Origin of the sequence: Nocardiopsis sp. NPDC050513 (assembly GCF_044457925.1) — a bacterium.
Taxonomy (GTDB): Bacteria; Actinomycetota; Actinomycetes; order Streptosporangiales; family Streptosporangiaceae; genus Nocardiopsis.
The window spans coordinates 519,247-539,345 of the sequence record NZ_JBITHK010000004.1 but is presented as its reverse complement, the minus strand read 5'-3'; the positions used below and the strand labels follow the sequence as shown (position 1 = coordinate 539,345).

Annotated in this window: 22 protein-coding genes; 10 read left to right on the top strand and 12 right to left on the bottom strand. The window is 71.7% G+C overall.

All coding sequences use genetic code 11. The features are described from left to right. Positions 1 to 278: 278 nt before the first annotated feature. On the bottom strand, positions 279 to 755 hold the full coding sequence (locus ACIBFB_RS10295) for a MerR family transcriptional regulator (protein WP_397228425.1): 477 nt from the start codon (positions 753 to 755) through the stop codon (positions 279 to 281). 9 nt (positions 756 to 764) lie between these two features. After that, entirely contained in the window at positions 765 to 1,646 is an 882-nt protein-coding gene (locus ACIBFB_RS10290) for an SDR family NAD(P)-dependent oxidoreductase (RefSeq protein ID WP_397228423.1), read from the bottom strand. A gap of 206 nt (positions 1,647 to 1,852) precedes the next feature. On the opposite strand from ACIBFB_RS10290, the gene ACIBFB_RS10285 reads away from it, so the two are divergent. After that, positions 1,853 to 3,058 (top strand): RNA-guided endonuclease InsQ/TnpB family protein, encoded by a 1,206-nt coding sequence (locus ACIBFB_RS10285; protein WP_397228421.1) that lies wholly within the window; start codon positions 1,853 to 1,855, stop codon positions 3,056 to 3,058. Between the two features lie 72 nt (positions 3,059 to 3,130). Here the strand turns inward: ACIBFB_RS10285 and ACIBFB_RS10280 are convergent, their stop codons facing one another. After that, positions 3,131 to 3,403, bottom strand: coding sequence for a hypothetical protein (locus tag ACIBFB_RS10280; RefSeq protein ID WP_397228419.1), 273 nt, complete (start codon positions 3,401 to 3,403; stop codon positions 3,131 to 3,133). A gap of 149 nt (positions 3,404 to 3,552) precedes the next feature. Next, complete coding sequence (locus ACIBFB_RS10275; protein WP_397228417.1) at positions 3,553 to 4,734, bottom strand: DUF418 domain-containing protein; 1,182 nt, start codon at positions 4,732 to 4,734, stop codon at positions 3,553 to 3,555. A 119-nt stretch (positions 4,735 to 4,853) separates the two neighbouring features. On the opposite strand from ACIBFB_RS10275, the gene ACIBFB_RS10270 reads away from it, so the two are divergent. Continuing rightward, a complete protein-coding gene (locus ACIBFB_RS10270) occupies positions 4,854 to 5,486 on the top strand; it encodes a TetR/AcrR family transcriptional regulator (RefSeq protein WP_397228415.1) in 633 nt (210 codons plus the stop codon). Positions 5,487 to 5,561: 75 nt separating this feature from the next. Here ACIBFB_RS10270 and ACIBFB_RS10265 read toward each other — a convergent pair whose 3' ends face one another. The 3 genes from ACIBFB_RS10265 to ACIBFB_RS10255 form a co-directional block, all read right to left on the bottom strand. Next, positions 5,562 to 6,557 carry an alcohol dehydrogenase catalytic domain-containing protein gene (locus tag ACIBFB_RS10265; RefSeq protein WP_397228413.1) on the bottom strand — a complete coding sequence of 332 codons (996 nt, stop codon included), beginning with the start codon at positions 6,555 to 6,557 and terminating at the stop codon, positions 5,562 to 5,564. A 59-nt stretch (positions 6,558 to 6,616) separates the two neighbouring features. Beyond that, complete coding sequence (locus ACIBFB_RS10260; RefSeq protein ID WP_397228411.1) at positions 6,617 to 7,366, bottom strand: SDR family NAD(P)-dependent oxidoreductase; 750 nt, start codon at positions 7,364 to 7,366, stop codon at positions 6,617 to 6,619. 159 nt (positions 7,367 to 7,525) lie between these two features. Next, complete coding sequence (locus tag ACIBFB_RS10255; protein WP_397228409.1) at positions 7,526 to 8,512, bottom strand: alpha/beta fold hydrolase; 987 nt, start codon at positions 8,510 to 8,512, stop codon at positions 7,526 to 7,528. 53 nt (positions 8,513 to 8,565) lie between these two features. On the opposite strand from ACIBFB_RS10255, the gene ACIBFB_RS10250 reads away from it, so the two are divergent. Further along, positions 8,566 to 9,156: a TetR/AcrR family transcriptional regulator gene (locus ACIBFB_RS10250; protein ID WP_397228407.1), complete on the top strand. Its 591-nt coding sequence runs from the start codon at positions 8,566 to 8,568 to the stop codon at positions 9,154 to 9,156. Positions 9,157 to 9,255: 99 nt separating this feature from the next. Here ACIBFB_RS10250 and ACIBFB_RS10245 read toward each other — a convergent pair whose 3' ends face one another. Together ACIBFB_RS10245 and ACIBFB_RS10240 are read right to left on the bottom strand one after the other, a co-directional pair. Beyond that, positions 9,256 to 9,954, bottom strand: a complete 699-nt coding sequence (locus tag ACIBFB_RS10245; RefSeq protein ID WP_397228405.1) for a metal-dependent transcriptional regulator — start codon at positions 9,952 to 9,954, stop codon at positions 9,256 to 9,258. A 75-nt stretch (positions 9,955 to 10,029) separates the two neighbouring features. Then, entirely contained in the window at positions 10,030 to 10,509 is a 480-nt protein-coding gene (locus ACIBFB_RS10240; RefSeq protein WP_397228403.1) for an ATP-binding protein, read from the bottom strand. Between the two features lie 270 nt (positions 10,510 to 10,779). Between ACIBFB_RS10240 and ACIBFB_RS10235 the strand changes: the two genes are divergently transcribed. From ACIBFB_RS10235 to ACIBFB_RS10220, 4 genes are read left to right on the top strand one after another with little or no spacing between them, the layout of a single operon-like run. Next, positions 10,780 to 11,772, top strand: a complete 993-nt coding sequence (locus ACIBFB_RS10235; protein WP_397228401.1) for a Bug family tripartite tricarboxylate transporter substrate binding protein — start codon at positions 10,780 to 10,782, stop codon at positions 11,770 to 11,772. Next, positions 11,769 to 12,341, top strand: a complete 573-nt coding sequence (locus ACIBFB_RS10230; protein ID WP_397228399.1) for a tripartite tricarboxylate transporter TctB family protein — start codon at positions 11,769 to 11,771, stop codon at positions 12,339 to 12,341. The genes ACIBFB_RS10235 and ACIBFB_RS10230 overlap by 4 nt, the downstream gene beginning before the upstream one ends. Then, positions 12,342 to 13,904, top strand: coding sequence for a tripartite tricarboxylate transporter permease (locus tag ACIBFB_RS10225; RefSeq protein WP_397228397.1), 1,563 nt, complete (start codon positions 12,342 to 12,344; stop codon positions 13,902 to 13,904). Between the two features lie 44 nt (positions 13,905 to 13,948). Beyond that, the gene (locus ACIBFB_RS10220) at positions 13,949 to 14,392 is read left to right on the top strand and encodes an SRPBCC family protein (RefSeq protein WP_397228395.1); all 444 of its coding nucleotides are present in this window, start codon (positions 13,949 to 13,951) and stop codon (positions 14,390 to 14,392) included. A gap of 27 nt (positions 14,393 to 14,419) precedes the next feature. Here ACIBFB_RS10220 and ACIBFB_RS10215 read toward each other — a convergent pair whose 3' ends face one another. Further along, positions 14,420 to 15,349, bottom strand: coding sequence for an alpha/beta fold hydrolase (locus ACIBFB_RS10215; RefSeq protein ID WP_397228393.1), 930 nt, complete (start codon positions 15,347 to 15,349; stop codon positions 14,420 to 14,422). A gap of 127 nt (positions 15,350 to 15,476) precedes the next feature. Here ACIBFB_RS10215 and ACIBFB_RS10210 point away from each other — a divergent pair, with 127 nt between their 5' ends. Continuing rightward, complete coding sequence (locus ACIBFB_RS10210; RefSeq protein WP_397228391.1) at positions 15,477 to 15,806, top strand: ArsR/SmtB family transcription factor; 330 nt, start codon at positions 15,477 to 15,479, stop codon at positions 15,804 to 15,806. A 34-nt stretch (positions 15,807 to 15,840) separates the two neighbouring features. Here the strand turns inward: ACIBFB_RS10210 and ACIBFB_RS10205 are convergent, their stop codons facing one another. Together ACIBFB_RS10205 and ACIBFB_RS10200 are read right to left on the bottom strand one after the other, a co-directional pair. After that, on the bottom strand, positions 15,841 to 16,971 hold the full coding sequence (locus ACIBFB_RS10205; RefSeq protein ID WP_397228389.1) for a hypothetical protein: 1,131 nt from the start codon (positions 16,969 to 16,971) through the stop codon (positions 15,841 to 15,843). Positions 16,972 to 17,048: 77 nt separating this feature from the next. Further along, a complete protein-coding gene (locus ACIBFB_RS10200; RefSeq protein WP_397228387.1) occupies positions 17,049 to 17,231 on the bottom strand; it encodes a selenium-binding protein SBP56-related protein in 183 nt (60 codons plus the stop codon). Between the two features lie 102 nt (positions 17,232 to 17,333). Between ACIBFB_RS10200 and ACIBFB_RS10195 the strand changes: the two genes are divergently transcribed. After that, positions 17,334 to 19,133 carry a bifunctional metallophosphatase/5'-nucleotidase gene (locus ACIBFB_RS10195; RefSeq protein WP_397228385.1) on the top strand — a complete coding sequence of 600 codons (1,800 nt, stop codon included), beginning with the start codon at positions 17,334 to 17,336 and terminating at the stop codon, positions 19,131 to 19,133. 304 nt (positions 19,134 to 19,437) lie between these two features. After that, entirely contained in the window at positions 19,438 to 19,977 is a 540-nt protein-coding gene (locus ACIBFB_RS10190) for a DUF1062 domain-containing protein (protein ID WP_397228383.1), read from the top strand. Positions 19,978 to 20,099 lie beyond the last annotated feature (122 nt).

Sequence of the window (20,099 nt, the reverse complement as noted above, 5' to 3'; positions counted from 1 at the left end):
TTCGTTCTGGAAGAGTTCGACCAGGAACTCGTGTTCGATGGTTGGCACGACGGGGACGTTACCGAACGTGACGGGACGGGGGCGGCGAATCTCGAAATCCCACAGGAATCGACTGCCCGAAAAGGTCCGGTGCCTTTTCCGAATACCCGTGAACCGTTGCCGGGTGCATGGCGGGACGACGAAAAGGACGAATCCGGAAAATCCCCGGAGTCGATTCGACCGACCCGCGGGACGCGTCCGCAAGCGCCGCCACCCGGCGGGAGGAGGCCGGCCCCGCGTCAACCGTCGGGGTGGCCTCCGTACGTGTCCAGCTTGTACTCGGTGGTCTCCAGCGCGAGTGCGAGTTCGCGCAGTCGCCGCCGTATACGCTCCCGCTGGTCGAGCATGATCCGGCGGCGTTCGGGGATGGTCGAATCCCCTTGCCCGACCAGCGCGATGTACCTCCTGAGGTCGTGCATGGTCATCCCGGACAGACGCATCCTGGTGAGGAACACGAGCCGGCGCAGGTCGAACGCGGAGTACGCGCGGTGCCCGGACGCGTCGCGTCCCGGTCGGACGAGGCCTTCCTGCTCGTAGTACCTGAGCGTGTGCGGCGACAGGCCGACGAGCCGCGCCGCCTCGGCGACACCGAGGGGCGTCGCGGAGGCGGCGTCGATCGCCGCGTCGTCCAGGAGCCCGTGCAGCGCCTCGACGACGGAGTCGCCGGTATCACCAGGCGTGTCGAGCAACCGCGTGATCAGCGCATCCGTGGACATGGTCCCACCCTAAACCCGGTCGAACGCCCGGACGGAGGGTGCCGCGTCGGGAAAGTCAGCCGAAGCGCTGACCGCGGCCCAGGTCTGGAGATCGTCCAGGCCGCGCCGGTACACCCTCGTGAGATTGCGGACGGCCTCGGCCCCGAGCGGAAGCCGCAGCGGCGCCTCCGGCTCGTCGACCATCTGCCGGATCGCCACCGCCGCGCGACCGGGGTCGCCCTCCTGCGCGCCGTCGGCGCCGCGCATGTCGGCCCGCACCGCGGCGATCACCCCGTCGTACACCGGACTCCGGTCGGCGGCGCGCAGCACGCCGTCCGCGTTGAACTCGGTCCGGAAGCGGCTGGGCTCGACGATCAGGACCCGGACGCCGAACGGTGCGACCTCGCCCGCGAGAGCCTCCGACCACCCCTCCAGGGCGAACTTGCCCGCGGAGTAGCTCCCGACCGCAGGAAACGACATCCGCCCGCCCTGGCTGCTCATCTGCACGATCGCACCCGAACCCGCCTCGCGCATGTGCGGCAGCGCCGCGCGGACATAGGCGGCCGGGCCGAACAGGTGCTGGGCGAGCATGTCGCGCAGTTGCTGGTCGGTGACCTCCTCCGCGGCGCCGACCTGCCCGGCGCCCGCGTTGTTGACGAGCACGTCGACCCGCCCGAACCTCTCCAGGGCCCGGTCCACCACCGCCGCCGCGCCGTCGGTGTCGCGGACGTCGTGCTCGACCGCGAGCAGGCGGTCGCCGTACCGCTCCTCGAGCGCGCCGAACCGGTCGGCCCTTCGCGCCGTGCCGACGACCCTCTCGCCGTTGGCGAGGGCCGCCTCGGCCAGGGCGAGGCCGAGCCCCGCGGTCGCGCCGGTGACGATCCACGTCTTCGTGTCAGCTGCTGTGTCCATGCCCCGCACGCTAGGCCTTCGAGCGCGCTCGAAGGCAAGCGCCGGAGTCACCAGTTTCCTCCGAGGATGCGCCGGCCTTCAGGCCGGGGAGGAATCGGAGCCTCCCACATCAGGCCGTGGTGACGACCAAGCCCACGGGAGTGAGCTGTCTCACATCGTATGGGGATAGTCCCTGCCTGTCGGCGCCCTCCGCTAGTTTGCGGATCGTGACGACACCACCGCACACAGGCCAGGAAGCCGGGTATGCCCGGTACACCTTCCGGCTGCGTGTGTCGTCCACCGCCCGCCAAGCGCTGTCGCGCGAGTGGGATCGGTGCCGGTGGGTGTGGAACCAGTGCGTCGCCGAATCCCGCGCCGCGCACCAGGCCGGACAGGAGCGCGGCCCGGCCCGGCTGGACAAGCTGTTGACCGGGTGGCGTGCGGCCCGGGGGTGGCTGCGCGAGGGCGGGTCGGTGCCCCAGCAGCAGACGGTCCGCGACTTCGGCACAGCCCGCGCCAAGGCGCTCAAGGACGTCAAGAACCGGGTGCCGGTCCGTCAGCGGGCCGGGATGCCCCGCTTCAAGAAGAAGCACCAGGCTTCCGTGACGTTGAACTACACCCGGCGCGGGTTCCGTCTCAGCAACGGGCGGTTGCGCCTGGCCGGTGGCATCTCCTTGACGGTGGTGTGGTCGCGCCCGTTGCCCGACGTCCCGTCGAGCGTGCGGGTGTACCGCGACGCTCTGGGCCACTGGTACTGCTCGTTCGTGGTCCCGGCCCGGGCCGGGACCCTGCCCTCCACGGGGCGGGTGATCGGCGTGGACTGGGGCGTGGCCGAGACCGCGACCACCACCTCGGACGCCTACGACCTGCCGCACGCTGAACACGGCAGGAGGGCTCAGGCCAGGCTGTCCCGGTACCAGCGGATGACGGCCCGCCGCAGGCCACCCGAAGGGCGCAAGGCGTCGAAGGGCTACCTGAGGGCGAGGAAGCGGGCGGCCAGGGCGCATGCGAAGGTCGCCCGGCAGCGCCAGGACACCGCCCGCAAGTGGGCGAAGAAGGTCGTGCGTGACCATGACGCGATCGCGGTGGAGGACTTCAAGCCGAAGTTCCTCGCCAGGTCCTCGATGGCGCGCAAGGCGGCGGACGCGGCGATCGGGGCGACGAAGCGGGCTCTGGTGGAGATGGGTCGCAAGCACGGCCGGGACGTGCGCCTGGTGTGTGCGGCGTTGACGACGATGGACTGCGGCGACTGTGGTGCGAGAGCCAAGCATCGCCTGCCGTTGTCGGAGAGAACCTACACGTGCACCGCGTGCGGGGTTTCGCGTCCTCGGGACAAGAACTCCGCGCGTGTGGTGTTGGTCCGGGCGGGTCTGGCCCCGGCTGGTGTCGAGGGCGTAGGACCCGGACGTCCGCTGGGCGTTCGGGCGGCCTGAGCCAGGAATCCCCGCGCATCCCATGGCGGGAAGGGTGATGAAGAATCCCCTTCCCTTCAGGGAGAGGAGCAGTCAAATGGTCTCGAGGCTGGCGTAGAGGAGAACAGTGGAGCCGAGGATGACGACCAGGTAGGAGCCACCCGCGGCGAGCAGTGCCCTGACAGCACCGATCCGGGAGCGTGCCACCGCGTACGCCAGGACGGCGGCGATCAGGCCCAGCACCGCTCCGTAGAGCGCGAGCAGCCACCCGGCGGCGAGGGCCAGGAAGGTCGCGATGGCGACCAGCCATGAGTTCCGGGTCCCGATGTCGCGGCGCACCAGGGGCACCAGCAACACGATGTCCAAGGGGGGTCTCCTGCCTGAGTCGAATCTCGGCTGATCCCGCCGAGGCGCAAGCAGCCTAGGGCCTCGGGCCGGTGCGGCATCCGTGCCCGGTGGCGCGGCCGGCCGGGGTGACCGGCCCTGGCGGACACCGTCACCCCGGGTTCGGGAGGTCAGGTCCGGCCGTAGGTGAGGCGCCGCAGCACCCACTCGGCGGGGCCCTGGCGGTCACCGGCCCGTCGCAGGAGGTCCGCGACGACCACGGTCGCCAGCCACACGGCGACGCCGACCCCCACCGCCTGGGCGTCGGAGAGGGAGCCCATGACTCCGAGCGCGTAGGTCGGCATGAGCACCGCCCACGCCACCGACTGCAGCAGGTAGCAGGTCATGGAGCGGCGGCCGGTCGCGGCGAGGGCGGTGACGATCGGTCCGCGCCGTTCCCCCAACCGGCCGGCGACGAGCGCGGTCAGCGCCGCGTAGCCGAACCCGCCGAAGTAGCCCGCCAGCAGGTGCAGCCAGAACACCCACGGCTCCGCGGCGGCGGGCGCGTTCCAGACCTCGATGTTGATCAGCGCCTGCGGGATCCCGCCGAGCACGGCGGCCGTGATGCCGAACGCGGCGATGCGGCGCAGCAGCGAGCGGTGACGGTCGGGCTCCTCCAACAGCCGACGTCGGGCCGCCCACACACCGATCATGAACGGGAAGACCGAGATCGCGACGAGCAGCGGCCCCAGCACCGCCCAGGAGACGACGCGGCCGACGAGGTCCGTCAACGGGGTCGCCGGCCCGGCCGCCGCCCCCTGCTCGGCGAACGCGGAGAACACGGCGGTGTTGACGAACGCGTACACCAGGCTTCCCACCGCCATCCACGCGAACGCGTGCGTGAGCAGCCGTCGGTCGGTGAACCGCAGCGCGGCGGTGAACAGCAGTGCGATCAGTCCGTAAACCGCGATGATGTCGCCGAAGAAGATCAGCACGGTGTGCGCCAGGCCGATGGCGACCATCCACCGCCCGCGACGGCGCAGCAGTCGGCGCACCCACGGCCACTCCCGCCCCTCGGCGGCTCGGCGCAGGTAGATCCAGGTCAGTCCGTATCCGAAGAGCGCCGCGAACATCGGGTAGCCGCGGTTCTCCGCGAACAGCGCCATGGCGGCGGTGACGGCGGTGTCCAACGGCCCGTCGAGGGTGAACGAGGACGACCCGTCGGCGGCGAAGCGGAACAGGTGGGCGTGGACGGTGGCGATGACCAGCAGCATCAGGCCACGGGCCAGGTCGGGGGCGAGGGAGCGGGCGGAGCCGGACCGGGGCGCTCCGCCCGGAGGCGACGCGGAGTCGACGGCGGTGGGGTCGGGCATGGCGGCCTTTCCGGACGAGGGGGTGGGCGCACGGAAGGCACACGTGCGCTTTAGATACGGAAGCGTATCTCAACTTCGAAGTGTAAGCTACACGAGCGTTTCTAAGAAGGAGAGTCCGCATGGGTGACCGGGACCGGCCAGCGTCGGAGGACACGAAGGGGGACGCGGCTCCGCGCGCCACGCGCCGCCGGGGTGAGGACCTGCTGAACGCGATCTTCGCTGCCGTCATCTCCGAGACGGCGGAGGTGGGGTTCGAGGGCCTCACCATGGAGGGCATCGCGCGTCGCGCCGGGACCGCGAAGACCTCGCTCTACCGCCGCTGGTCGTCGCCAGAGGACGTGCTGTTGGCCGCGCTGTACCGCGTCTACCCGGTGGAGGAGCCCTCCCCCACCGCCGACGACCTGCGCGGAGACCTCGTTCGGGCGCTGCGCCTGATGCGTGACGAGATGATGTCCAGGCCGGATCTGGGCGCGGCGGTGGGGTCGGTCCTGGAGGCCGCCCGGCGTCGGCCCGAGCTGCACAGACGCCTGTACGAGGAGGTGTTCGACGTGCGCGGCGGGCGGTTCACCCGCACCGTGCTGACGCACTACGCCGAGCACGGGCGGGTCGACCCGGCCAAGCTCACGCCCGTTGTCGTGGACATCGGGGAGGCGCTCCTGCTCAAGCGCGCGCTCGACGCCATGGAGATGCCCGACGACGACTACATCGAGGCCATCGTCGACCAGGCGATCCTGCCGGCACTGGGTGTCTGACCAGTAGGAATGCGCGAGGCCCGGTGGGGCGGCCGTCGCGACGGCCGCCCCACCGGGCGCTGTTCGGCGTGTGGACTACATGGTCAGGACGCCGCGGTAGCGCGCCTTGCCCATGGACTGGTAGGCGGTCTCGGCCGCTTCCAGCGGGTAGGTCTGGACGATCGGGCGCACTCCGGTCAGCGCGGCGAAGTCCATCGCGTCCTCGCTGTCCTTGGCGTGGCCGCTGTACCAGCCGCCGACCGAGCGGCGGCCGAACACCAGCGGGTCCGGCCCGACCGGGATCGGCGTGTGCTCGGAGGCCACCACGACCAGACGGCCGTTCGGGGCCAGCCCCTGGACCAGGTCGCCCTGCGCCCGGCTGTCGCCCACCGTGGAGAGCACGAAGACCGCCCCGCCCAACCGGGTGAGCGCCTCGCCCACGCTGCCCCGGGTGCTGTCGACGTACTCGTGCGCGCCCAGCTCCCGGGCGATCCGCTCCTTGGCCGTGCCGCGGTTGACGGCCACGGTACGGAAGCCCATCCGGTGGGCGTACTGGATGCCCAGGTGGCCCAGGCCGCCGATGCCCTGGATCGCGACGGTGTCGCCGGGGCGGGCGCCGCCGTGGCGCAGCGCGTTGAACGTGGTGATCCCGGCGCACATCAGCGGCGCGGCCTGCTCCAGGGTGAGCGCGTCCGGCACACGGGCCAGCACGTGCTGGGGCACGACGGTGTACTCGGCGTACCCGCCGTCGGAGTGCACCCCGACGATGCGGCGGTCGACGCAGTTGACGAAGTCGCCCGCGCGGCAGGCGTCGCAGGTGAAGCAGTGCCCGCCGTGCCAGCCCACGCCGACCCGGTCGCCCGGGTTCCACGCGCTCACGCCGTCGCCGACGGCGTCGACGACACCGGCGATCTCGTGCCCGGGGATCCGGGGCAGCCGGACGCCGAGCAGCCCGGCGCGGGCGATGGTGTCCCCGCCGCAGACCCCGCAGGCGTGCACGCGCACGCGGACCTGGCCGGGCCCGGGCACGGGCGTGGGGACGTCGGTGACGGTGAACGCACCGTTGGGTGTGGTCGCCTGAACGGCTCTCATGGTGTTCTTCCCTGTACTACGTGGGTGGTGGTGTGACTGTGCGGTGCTCGGGGCGGCGGTCAGTTGCTGGACGCGCCGTTCATGAGCAGCTCCTCGCCGGTGACGAAGAAGGACTTGTCGCTGGCCAGGAACTCGGCCACGTCGGCGACGTCCTCCGGGGTGGCCATCCGGCCGAGCGGGATGGAGTCGATGAGGGCCTTCTTGTACGGCTCCTCGTCGCTGACGCCGGTGAAGATGCCCGCGCCGTCGACGGGTCCGGGCACCAGCGAGTTGACGGTGATGCCCCGGTGGGCCAACTCCAGCGCCAGCACCCGCACGAGGTACTTGGGCGCGCTCTTGCTGGTGCCGTACAGCCCCAGGCCGACCTGGGGGCGGACGGTGGAGCTGGAGGCGACGTTGATGATGCGGCCGTGGTCGGCGACGTGCCGTGCGGCGGCCCGCAGCACGAAGAAGGGCCCCTTGGTGTTGACCCGCATGAGCAGGTCGAAGTCCTCCTCGGTGGTCTCCACCACCGGGATGTTGACCTTCTCGATCCCGGCGTTGGCCACCACGATGTCGACCCTGCCGAAGGCGGCCTCGGCGTCCTGGAAGAGCCGTTCGATCTCCTCGACGTCGGACACGTCGGCCTGGACGGCAACGGCCTCGCCACCGGCCGCCGCCACCTCGGCGAGCGTCGCCTTGGCCGCCTCCTCGTCCTTGTTGTAGTTGATGACGACCCTGGCTCCCTGGCGGGCCAGGCGTAGGGCGATGCCCTTGCCCAGCCCCTTGGAGGAGCCGGTCACCAGGGCGACCTTCCCGTGGAACGACATGCGTATCCCCCTTGCTCGACGGCTGACACCCCTCGGTGTTTCCGCTGATAACAGCGTATTGATTCCATCGATAGTGTCAAGTCGCTAGCAAGGATCTGTTATCACTGATACCAGTCGGTGTGCGGTATCCCCCTGGGCGCCCGGCGCCCGCGGCTCCGTTCAGCCGCCGCCGACCAGGGCGGCGATGTCGGACGCGATCTCCTCCGGGTGCTCCCCGTTGATCGCGTGCGAGGCGTCGTCGTAGAGGCGAACGGTGCCGTCGGGCAGGACGCGTTCGGCGGTCGCCGCGGCCGACTCGGCGTCGTGCATCACGGAGTCACCCGCGATGATCGCCAGGACGGGCATGTCGAGCCGTTCGAGCCGCTCCTCGCTGATCCGGGTCGGCTGGGGCAGGCGCAGGGTGTAGTGCCGCATCCCCGCCTCGATCATGTCCGCGACCGGGACGTCCTCGACCGGCGCGCCGCCCGCGGTCCAGGAGTTGAAGCCGTCGCGCCAGGAGCTCGGCAGCCAGGGCACGGCGGCCGGGAGGGAGCGCAGGATCGTGTTCGGCGGCATGTCCGCGAAGACGTACACCGGGTCGATCACCGTGACGCTCTCGACCAGCTCGGGCTGTCGGACGGCGAGGTTGGCCGCGGCCCAGCCGCCGATCGACAGCCCCACCACGTGGAACCCCTCCTCCGGCAGACCGGCGAGCGCCTGGTGCAGCCAGAGCGCCTGGTCGTTCTCGTCCTCGATCGGCCGGTCCTGGACGCTCATGCCGGGCTCGCCCAGCAGGTCGATCGTGTAGACGTCGCCGACCTCCAGGAGTGAGGGGAGATTGCCCGCCCACACCGGGCTGGCGGAGGCGCGCCCCGGCAGCAGTACGAGCGGCGCCGATGCGTCGCCCGACCCGGCGAAGCGGTACGCGCGGACGATGCCGAAGTCCGTGCGCACGTCGAACGCCGCGTCGGGTTCGGGCAGGTCGGCGAAGGCGTCGGCGTACACCTGCGCGAACTGGTCGCGTCCCTCCGCGCTGTTCCAGTGGCCCACCGGCGCCGCCGGGCGCAGGGCCAGCGCGGCCAGTACGGCGGCGGCGCCGGAGGCCGCGACGATGACGAGCGGTCGGCGCCCCGGCCGACGCGCGGGAGTGTGGTCTGGTGTGCCCATGACATCCTCTAACCGATTGGTAAGTAATTTGACCGTACGGTAGAATTTTGGTCATGGCAAGAGCGAAGAAGACGCCGGGCGAGCTGACCCTGACCGAGCGCGCCCGCCGCGCACAACTGATCGAGGCGACCGTCGCACTGGTGGCGGACCGTGGCTACGCCGGAGCCTCACTGTCCGGGATCGCCGAGCGGGCGGGCATCACCAAGGCGGCTGTGCTGTACCACTTCCCGACGAAGAACGCCGTGGTCCGGGCGGCGCGCGAGCACGTCCTGTCCGCGCTGATCGAGCATGTGGCGGCGGCGGTCGGGGCCGCCGGATCCGAGGGGGCTCCGACCGCCTACGTCCGCGCGATGGTCGGATACCTGCGCGAGCACCCGCGCCAGACGCGCATGATCACCGAGGCCATGGCCCATGGCGATGAGAGGTACGACCCGGCCGAGCGGTGGGGCCCGCTGGCGGAGCTGATCGACACGGCGCGACGTGCCCGCGGCGCGCGCACCGAGCGCGACGCGCGGACCCTCGCGATCATCGCCGGCGGTGCGATCGACGCGATCGTGGCCGAACAGCTCACCGACCCCGACTACGACACGTCGGCCGCCGCCGAGGAACTCGTGGACATGCTCGACAGCGCGCTGGCCTCATGAACGGGCCGGGTGCGCCCGCGGAGCACCGGAACGGGCTCCCGTCGGCGCCCGTGCGTCAGACGGGCCCTCCCGCCGCGTCGGCGGTCGGTGCGCACATCCCTACTTGGCGTCCGGGGAGATCCACAACGCCTCGGCCGCCACCAGGCCGAGGGCCTGGGAGCGCTCGGGCAGCTCCTCGCCGGGGCGCACGGTGATCTGGATCGACCCGGCGAACGGCTGGCGCTCCACCACCTCGACGGACATCCCGATGCCGATGTCGATGTCGGCCAGGTAGCGCAGCAGGTCGGGGTCGTTGTCGTTGACCCGGACGATGGCCCCGCGCGTGCCCTCCTCGGCGTCCGACAGCAGCACAGACTCGCGTTCGACGATGTCGCCGTCCCGGGTGGGGATCGGGTCGCCGTGCGGATCCACCACCGGGTCGCCCAGGTGGGCGGCGATGCGGTCGACGAACTTGTCCGAGACGACGTGTTCGAGGATCTCGGCCTCGTCGTGCACCTCGTCCCAGGAGTAGCCGAGCTCGGCCACCAGGTAGGTCTCCAGTAGCCGGTGCCGCCGCAGCACCGACAACGCCGCCTTGGTCCCGGCCTCGGTGAGGCTCACCGCCCCGTACCGCTGGTGCTCGACGAAGCCGAGCTCGTTGAGCTTGCGGAGCATCCCCGACACGGACGAGTTGGACACCGACAGCCGCTCGGCCATTCCGGAGATGGTCACCGGGCCGGTGCCGCGCTCCTGGAGGTCGTAGATGACCTTCACGTAGTCCTCGGCCGAGGTGGACGGCCTGGTCGGTGTGTTACCCATATTCGTCACCGTATCGCGGCCGATGGCCGGGTGCCCACGCCCACGCGCGGCCTGTGGACGACGCGGACCGTCGGCTCAGCGTTCGTCCGCGACGGCCATGATCTCCGCCCAGGCGTGGGTGCCGTGGACGGGGTCCTGGGTCAGTCCCCACCGGACGGCGAGGTGGTCGACGATGAACAGGCCGCGGCCGGACTCGGCGTCGTCGTCGGCGTGCTCCGCGGCCGGGTACGAAGCGATGCGGCCTTGGTCGTGGACGTCCAGGCGCAGGGTGGAGTGGGCGCCGTCATCCACCCAGGTCAGGTTCACGCGCACGGGCGGCCGACCGTGTTCGACGGCGTTCGTGACGAGTTCGCTGACGACGAGGACAGCGGCGTCGGCCAGATCGGCGTGCCCCGGGTGGCGCAGGAAGTGTTTGACATCGCGACGGGCCCTGGCGGGCGCGTCGCGCCCGGCGCCGATGTGGACGGTGAGATCTGACACCCCGCCAGGGGCCTCCGCAGCAGGGTCCCCGACGGTGGTGCGTGCGGCCAGAGCGGCCTTGGCGGTGAAGGACATCGCGCCGTTCCTTTGGGGTGCGGACCGATCCCGTTCGTCGCGGCGGCCTGTGTCGTACGCCCCCGACCACCGGTGACCGGTCTCACTCGTGCTTGCTCTTCGAGCATGGCCCCCGCGTTGCGGGCGGGTAAACGTTGTGGCCGTAGAGGGAACTAGTTCTCGTAGTGTTCATGAGGGTGAAACGCGCCACAGATTGGTAGTGTGGTGCCACGCTCCAGCCGCGATCCGGCACCGTGACTCGCCCGCGCGGCCACGGAAGAGAGCCACCTCATGAGCCTGCAGCGCCTCCTGCGCGTCGTCGGCGCGCTCGCCGCGACCGCCGTCGTCGGAGCCGCCGTGTTCAACGCGGCGACGACCGGCGACGACGCGTCGGAGGCCATGCGCAGCAGGCTGACGATCATCGTGCCCGCCGCGCCCGGCGGCGGTTGGGACCTGGTGGGGCGCGAGTCGCAGAACGCCCTCCGCGAGGGCGGGATCGTGGCCAACAGCCAGGTGGTGAACGTCCCCGGCGCGGGCGGGACCATCGGCCTGGCCCAGACCGTGCGCCAGGAGGGCCGGTCCAACCTGCTGCTGGTGACCGGGACCGTGATGATCGGCGGCATCGTCGTCAACGACTCCTCACACAGCCTGGAGGACGTCACCCCCATCGCCCGGCTCGCCGACGACTACGAGGTGATCGTGGTGCGCGAGGACTCTCCGTACCAGGACATGGGCGACCTGGTCGAGGCATGGCGGTCGGACCCCGGAGCGATGGCGGTCGGCGGCGGCTCCCTGGGCGGAACCGACCACCTTCTGGCCGGGATGGTGGCGGGCGACGTCGGGATCGACCCGCGGGAGGTCAACTACATCCCCTTCTCCGGCGGCGGCCAGGCGCTGACCTCTCTGCTCTCGGGAAGCGTCGACGTCGGCATCAGCGGCTACAACGAGTTCAGCGACCAGATCGCCGCCGGGAACGTCCGAGCCCTGGGCGTCTCGGCGCGCGAGCGCGTCGACGGCGTCGACGTGCCCACCCTGGCCGAGCAGGGCGTCGACGCGGTGCTGCCGAACTGGCGCGGAGTCGTGGCCCCGCCGGGCATCACCGGGGCGGAGCGGGCCGAGCTGACCGCGATCGTGACCGAGATGCACGACACGCCCCAGTGGGCGGACACCCTGGCGCGCAACCGCTGGGACGACACCTTCCAGACCGGCGCGGCGTTCGAGGAGTTCATCGCCGTCGAGACCGAGCGCATCACCGCCATCACCGAGGAACTGGGGTTGTCATGAGCGAGGGTCCCGCCGGTCCCGGAGCCGACGCGTCGCCGGCCTCCGGGACCGCACGCCGCTCCCGCTGGCGGGGGCGCAGCGAGCTTCTCGTCGCCGGACTGGTCCTCGTGATCGCCGGCTACATCGCGGTGCGGACCGCCGCCATGCCCGTACCTCCGGGAACCCAGCCCCCGGGTCCCCGCTTCTTCCCCACGCTCGTCGCGATCTTCATGGCCGGCACAGGTGTCGCTCTGGCGTTCCAGGTCCTGCGGCGCCCGGCCCGCGCCCCGGGCGCACGGGCGGAGGCGGGGGACGGCGCGGCCCAGGACGTCCACGCCGGCATGCGCGTCGACTGGCGGACCGTCGGGATCGTGGTCGGCTCGCTGACGGTGTTCATCCTGCTGCTCCAGCCGGTGGGCTGGCTGCTGTCCGCGGCGTTCGTGTTCTACGGCGTGTCCTACGCGATGGGCAGCCGCCGCCTTCTCTTCGACGCCGTGCTCTCCCTGGTGTTCTCCTCGGTCATCCAGCTCGCCTTCGTCGCGGGGCTGGGCCTGAGCCTGCCGTCCGGAATCCTTGGAGGCATTCTCTGAATGGACGTGCTCGACCCGCTGATGGCGGGCTTCGCCAACGCCCTGGCCCCGGACAACCTGTTCTGGGCGTTCCTGGGCGTCATGCTGGGTACGGCGGTCGGAGTGGTGCCGGGCCTGGGGTCCGCGATGGCGGTGGCGCTGCTGCTGCCGGTCACCTTCCACCTCGACCCCACGGGAGCGTTCATCATGTTCGCGGGGGTCTACTACGGGGGGATGTTCGGTGACTCCACGGCCGCGATCCTGCTGAACACGCCCGGGCAGGGTTCGGCGATCGCCACCGCGGTCGAGGGCCACCGGATGGCCCGGCGCGGGCGGGCCCCGCAGGCGCTGGCCACGGCGGCGTGCGGCGCGTTCGTCGGTGCGCTCCTGGCGACGACGGTGGTGGCGTTCTTCTCTCCGGCCATCGTCGAGCTGGCACTGAGGTTCGGTCCGGCCGAGTACTTCGCTCTCACGGTGTTCGCCTTCGTCGCGATCTCCTCCGTCGTGTCGCATTCGGCGGTGCGCGGCCTGGTGGCGCTGGGCATCGGGCTGGCAATCTCCCTGGTGGGCATCGACAGCCTGAGCGGGGCGGAGCGCTTCACCCTGGGCGTGCCCGAGCTCTTCGAGGGGTTCAGCGTCATCACCGTCACCGTGGCGCTGCTGGCGGTGGGCGAGGTGCTGTACGTGGCCGCCACCGCCCACGCCGGCCAGGGGGTCGGGGGCGCGCTGGGACGGGCCGGGACGCCCTGGCTGGGTTCGTCCGACCTCCGACGTGCCGCCCCGGCCTGGCTGCGCGGCACCGCGTTCGGGCTGCCGTTCGGGGCGATCCCGGCGGGAGGGGCGGAGATCCCCACCTTCCTGGCCTACGGGACCGAGCGCAGGCTCTCGGCCCGGCGTGCCCGGCGCGGGGGCCGCGCCGACGAGTTCGGAAAGGGGGCGATCGAGGGTGTGGCCGCCCCGGAGGCCGCCGCCAGCGCGAGCGCCGGCACGTCGATGGGCACCCTCCTCGGTCTGGGACTTCCCACCTCCGCGACCGCCGCGATCATGCTGGCGGCCTTCCAGCAGTACGGCATGCAGCCCGGACCGCTGCTCTTCGAGCGCAACGGTGACCTGGTGTGGGCCCTGCTGGCCAGCCTGTTCATCGGCAGCGTGATGCTGCTCGCACTCAACCTGCCGTTCGCACCGCTGTGGTCGAGACTCCTGTTGATCCCCACGCCCTACCTGTACGCGGGAATCACGGTGTTCGCGGCCCTGGGCGTCTACGCGGCGGCATCCTCGATGGCCGACCTGTGGCTGATGCTCGTGTTGAGCCTGGTCGGGCTGATGATGCGCCGCTACGGCATCCCGCTGGCCCCCGTCCTGATCGCGGTCATCCTGGGCCCCGTGGCGGAGGTGCAGCTGCGCCGTGCGTTGGCCGTGGGACAGGGCGACGTCTCGGTCCTCGTCGACAGCGGGATCAGCCTGAGCATCTACGGTCTCCTCCTGGCGATCGGCGGGGCGGTCGTGTTCGGGCGGGTACGCGCGCGGCGGCGCGCGCCGCGTTCGGGCGGTGGCCTGCGGGGAGACGACGTGTCGGCGCAGTAGGTTGGGGGCGTTGGGCCTGGCCTCCGCCGAAAGGGGACACCGACGTGGTGGACGTGCGGACCGAGACGGTGATCGACCGGCCGCGGGCGGCCGTCGCCGCGTACGCGGCCGACCCCGCCAACGCCCCGGAGTGGTACGCCAACATCGAGTCGGTCGAGTGGCGGACCCCGCCCCCGGTCGCGGTCGGCTCGCGGCTCGCGTTCGTCGCCCACTTCCTCGGCAGGCGGCTGGCGTACACCTACGAGGTGGTCGAGCTGGTGCCCGGCGAGCGGCTGGTGATGCGCACGGCGCAGGGGCCCTTCCCGATGGAGACGGCCTACACCTGGACCCCGGAGGGCGCGGACCGCACCAGGATGACCCTGCGCAACCGGGGTGAGCCGAGCGGGTTCGCCAGGGTCACGGCGCCGGTCATGGCGGCCGCGATGCGCCGCGCCAACACCAGGGACCTGGCCCGCCTCAAGGAGCTGCTCGAACGGCGGGGCGGGTGACCCGGCGGCGCGCCGCGGCCGCCCGCCTCAGCCGAGGAAGTCGGTCAGGGCCTCGACGACGGCGTCGGGCTGTTCCTCTGGGAGGTAGTGGCCGGACGCGCGGATCTCGGTCACGGTGACGTCGGCGCCCTTGGAGGGCATCACGTCACGCAGGACGGCGTGGTTGCTCTCGTCCCCGCCCAGAGCCAGGAGCGGCACGGTGAGCGGTCCGTAGGCGGCCTCGTCCGCGATGTCCTGGTTGAAGGCCTGGTACCAGGCGTTGCCCGCACGGATGGCGTCGGCGCCGTCGTAGGCCCGGGCGTAGACCCTCCGGGAGTGCTCGTCGACGCTGGCCGGGTCCTTGGCGAGGTAGTCGAAGAGCCAGTCGATCAGGAGCCGGGCACGTCCTTCGAGCAGCTGCTCGGGAAGGCCCCTGACCTGGTTGAAGGCGAACCACCACAGGTAGATGCGCGCCCCGGCCTCGATGTCGGAGTCCACGTGCTGGTCGGGAGCGGGGAGCAGGCTGAAGGAGGACCACCCCGCGTCCGGGTGGGGGACGTCGAGGAGGGCGACCCTGGCCGTGGCCTCGGGGTGGTTGGCGGCGAAGGCGTGGGCGACCATCGCGCCGATGTCGTGGCCCGCCACGCTGACGGCGTCCAGTCCCAGGTGGCGGACGAGAGCGTGGATGTCGTCGGCCATGGTCTTCTTGTCGTAGCCGTCGGCGGGCTTGGCGGAGCCGCCCATGCCGCGCAGGTCGACGGCGATCACCCGGTGGCGGCGGGCGAGCGCGGGCATGACCTTGTGCCACTGCCACCAGGTCTGCGGCCATCCGCCCAGGAGGACGAGCGGCTGGCCGCTCCCGCCCTCGACGTAGTGCAGGCGGGTGCCGTTGACGTCGGCGTGGTGGCTGGTGAAGTCCCCGTCGAGCGAGCGTGCGAGGGCGGCGTCGTCCAGCGGTGCGTCGGAACGCGCGGTCATGGGAATCCTCCAAGTTCGTATGTACGGAATCTTCGTACTGTCGGACGGTGCGGAATCTTCGTACGGTTGTGGAGGGCTTGTCAACTCGGGGCGGCAGCGTTGTACGAACATCGCGTACAGTTGCCCCGTGGCCGTTACGCACCATCCCGCAGCCGGAGAGATCGAACTCGTCGACGTGCTCGCCGCCCTGGGACACCCCGTCCGCATGGGCATCGTCCGGGAACTCGCCTCGGGCGAGGAGAGGTTCTGCGGCGAGATCATGCCCGACGTGCCCAAGTCGAGCATGACCCACCACTGGCGGGCCCTGCGTGAGAGCGGGGTGATCCGCCAGCGACGCGACGGGCGCAGGCTCTACCTCGCACTGCGCCGCGCCGACCTGGAGGCCCGCTTCCCCGGCCTGCTCGACCTCGTCCTGGGCGGGGAGGCGAAGCCGGCGCGCTCCGGGGAGAGCGGGTAGCGCCGGTCCGGCTCGGACCGGCGCCCCCGCCCCGTCACCCGGGGGTGAGGGCTCCGGCGACCAGCAGCATCACCAGCACGGCCGCCACCGCGACCGCCGCGACCGCGTAGTGATGCGGCCGCGCGGTCCCGGGCATCCACCGGATCGCCGCCGCGGCGGCGGCCAACGCGGTGGCCCCCACGGGCAGCAGTGCGCGCCAGGCGCGGTCGAAGGAGTCCAGAGGCAGGTAGGCGTCCGCCCCGTACAGGGCCAGGATCAGCGCGGGCAGGCCGATGACGGCCGCTCCGACCCCGACGAGCAGCGTGAAGCGGTTCTGGGCGTCGGTGCTCTGAGCGACCGCGAAGGTCGACATGCTGCCGAGCAGGGCGTGCAGCCGGGACACCTCCTCCTCGAGTTCGCGGGCCATCGCCTCGCAGTGTCGCAGGCCCAGTCGGTGGGTGGACGCCCAGTCCGGGAGAGTGTCCGCGTCGACGCGTGTGTCGGAGTGCTGCCCGTTGTGGTCGTAGACCGTGTCGTCCCACAGCCAGATCCACAGGCCGTCGCGCAGGGCCGCGGACGCCTGGTCGCGGGCCTGGCCCATCGCGGTCGCGAGTTCGAGGACGGCGGCGAGAAGGGGGCGCAGGGGCTGGTCGGAGCGGGCGGCGAGTTCGTCGGCGATGCGGCGTTCCAGGTCGTAGCGCAGGGCGCGCAGCTGGGCGACGGCGTTGCGTGATCCCTCCGCGAGTGCCTTGCCCATGTCCACCGCCACCGACCTGGCGTCACCGCCGATCCGGTGGGCCGGGCGGGCGAGCGCGGCGACGAGTTCGTCGTCGACCTCGGGGGCGACGTCGTGGTCGGCGTGCCAGCCGCGGGCCTCGTGCCAGACGGCGTTCAGGACCAGAGTCACCTGGGGGTCGACACCGTCCTCGGAGGTCTCCTCCGCGTCGTCGTCGGCGTGCTCCCGCGCGGTGACGCGTGCCTGTCCCACGACGACCCTGCGCCGACCGGGCGGGCCGACGACGCGCAGCAGGGGTACGGCCAGGAGGACCTGGGCGGGGGCGGGGGCCGTGTGCTGCGGCTCCCCGGTGTCGGCGGCGGCTCGGGCCGTGAGGAGGGCACGCACCCCGTGGCCGGCCTCGGGGGGACTCCCCTGGAGGACGTCGTGACGGTTTCGCAGTGGACGCATGGGATGAGGCTAGGGGGCGGGAGAACGTCGGGAAGCCTTGCCCCAGGCCCGATCCGCGCCCTCGGGGCCCCTCCCTGTCAGCGGAAGCAGTAGGAATCCGAGGACGCGTCGCCTCCCGCCAGCCGCGTCTGGTGGACGCGCAGACCGCCGAAGTCCTGGTCATGTGGGAAGAACCGCTCGTCGACCCGGAGACCGCCCCGGGACGTGTCCGCGTCGAGTGCCCCGGGGCCCGCACCGCCTCCGACGTGTTCGGCGGGCATCGACCGACGTGCACCGATCGTTCACACACGCACGCTTCTCCGCCGACCCGCGTTTCACTATCGTGGTGCCTTCCGAGCCCCCACACCCCGGAGGTGGCCCCCATGGCCGAGGACCCCCGCCTGTCCCGACGCGGCGCGATCGGCGCGCTGAGCGCCGCGAGCGCGCTGGCCGTCGCCGGATGGCCCGACACCGCCGCCGCCTCCTCGGCCAGGGACGCCCTCATCACCGTGATGGGCACCTCGGACCTGCACGGCTACTGCCTCAACTGGGACTACTTCCGCGACGCGGAGTACGCCAACGCCGCCGGGGACCACATCGGCATCGCCAAGGCGTCCAGCCTCATCGAGCGGATCCGCGCCGAGCGCGGCCGGAGGAACACGCTCCTGTTCGACTCCGGCGACACCATCCAGGGATCGTCCCTGGCCACGTACTACAACACCGTCGAGCCGTTCACCGAGACCGGCGAGGTCCACCCGATGGCGCGCGCGATGAACGCCGTCGGATACGACGCGGTGGCCCTGGGCAACCACGAGTTCAACTACGGCATCGACCACCTGGCCGCCTGGATCGAGCAGATGGACGCGCCGGTCCTGGGCGCCAACGCCGTCCACCACGGGACCGACGAGCCCGCCTACCGGCCCTACGTCCTCAAGCGCATGCACGTGGACTGCACGAACAGGCGCGGGAGGATGCCGCTGGTGGTCGGGGTGCTCGGGCTGACCAACCCCGGTTCGATCCTGTGGGACCGCCGGCACGTCGAGGGCAAGCTGGAGTTCCGCGACCTGGTCGAGTCGGCGGCCCACTGGGTGCCGATCATGCGGGCGCGCGGCGCGGACGTCGTCGTGGTCAGCGCCCATTCCGGCGACAGCGGCGCCTCCTCCTACGGTGACGGCCTGCCGGTCGAGAACGCGTCGGCGATGGTGGCGGAGCAGGTGCCCGGGATCGACGCGATCCTGTTCGGACACGCCCACCGGGACGTCCCGGAACGGTTCGTGACCAACCGGGTGACGGGCGAGCGGGTGCTCATGTCGATGCCGTCGTACTGGGGGCGGCGGCTGTCGGTGATGGACCTGGCGCTGCGCCGCGAACGGGGGCGCTGGCGGGTGGTCGCCAAGAGCGCGGTGGCCCTCAACGCCAACACCGTGGAGGAGGACCCGCGGATCGTGGCGGCCGTGGACGCCCAGCACGCCACGACGGTGGCCTACGTCAACCAGGTCATCGCCACGTCGGTGCAGGAGCTGAGCGCGGCCGAGGCGTGCTGGCGGGACACCGCGATCCTGGACTACATCCAGCACGTGCAGATGGAGACGGTCCGCGCCGCCCTGGCGGGCACCCCCGAGGGCGACCTGCCGGTCATCTCGATCGCCGCGCCGTTCAGCCGGTCGGCGGTCTTCCCGGCCGGGGACGTCTCCATCCGCGACATGGCCGGTCTGTACATCTACGACAACACGCTGCTGGCCAGCGAGCTCACGGGCGCGCAGGTCCGCGACTACCTGGACTACTCGGCGCGGTACTTCGCCCGGGTCGCCCCGGGCGAGGCGGTCGACCCCGAGTCCATCACCAACGCGGGCGGCACCCCGGACTACAACTTCGACCAGGTCGCGGGGCTCGAGTACGAGATCGACATCTCCCGCCCCGAGGGCGGGCGGATCACGTCGCTGACGCTGAACGGGCAGGAGGTGGCCGACGACCAGCGGTTCGTGATGGCGGTGAACAACTACCGGCAGTCCGGGGGCGGGAACTTCCCGCACATCGCCGACGCGCCGGTGGTCTACAACCGCCAGGCGGAGGTGCGCCAGGCGCTGATCGACTTCGCCACCGAGAGCGGGACCATCGACCCGGCGGAGTTCCACACCGTCAACTGGCGCCTGGTGCGGGAGGGCGTGCCGGTCTTCGAGTAGTCCCCCAGTCCGATCTCCTCCGCGCCGCCCGGTGCGGGTCGGGGGTTCGGCCGGAAAACCGGTTGAGCCCGCCCTCCGCGTTCCCGTACGTTGCCCGCGACCCCTTCACCGTGAGGACTGAGGACGAGACCGCGTGACCCCGCCCGCTCTGTAGACCTGACACCTTCTTCCGCTCACCTGTGAAGCCGACCCTCCCGTCGGCTCCGCCGGGCTGCCCCGCGCGCCCGGCCGAACAGCGTTCGAGGCCGCGCGCAATCGGCCTCGTGTCAGGTCGAGAGAGATCATGTCTTCACAACCTCATAGCGTGCTGTCCTGGGTCGTTCGCCGGACCAGGCTGCCCCTGTTGTCGTTGCGGTGCGTGGACTGCCGGTCGGAGTCGGCCACCGCCGGCGAGGGCAGGTTCCGCGTCAACGCCAACGGCAAGCTGCTGGACGTGTGGCTTCTGGTCCGCTGCGTGTCCTGCGATCGGACGAGCAAGCTCACCGTGCGCGAGCGGGTACCGGTCGGATCCCTCGATCCGGCCGAGCTCGACGGCTACCGCGGCAACGAACCGGAACTGGTGGCGTCCATGCTGGTGGATCCGCTGTTCGCCCGACGCAACCGCTTCAGGCTGGACTGGACGGGAGCCTGGCGGCTGGACACCCCGTCGGCACGGCTCGAGCAGGCGTGGCCGGTCCGGGTGGAGGTCGTCTTCGACGATCCGGTGCCGGTGCGCCCGGAGCGGCTGATCGCTCGGGGGCTCGGCCTCAGCAGGAACGAGGTGCTGCGCCGGGTCAAGTGCGACGTCTCGCTGCGCCGTACGACGAGGGCCGGGTTCACCTTCACCCTGATGGCCGGGGACTAACGGGGTGAAGTCGGGCGGGCCGACCCCCCCGACTTCACCCGCCCGGTTGCGGCCGGCCACCGGGAGCGGTCAGCGGGAGGCGCCGGGGGACGCACGGGCCCCCGCGACGGCGTACCCGTGCA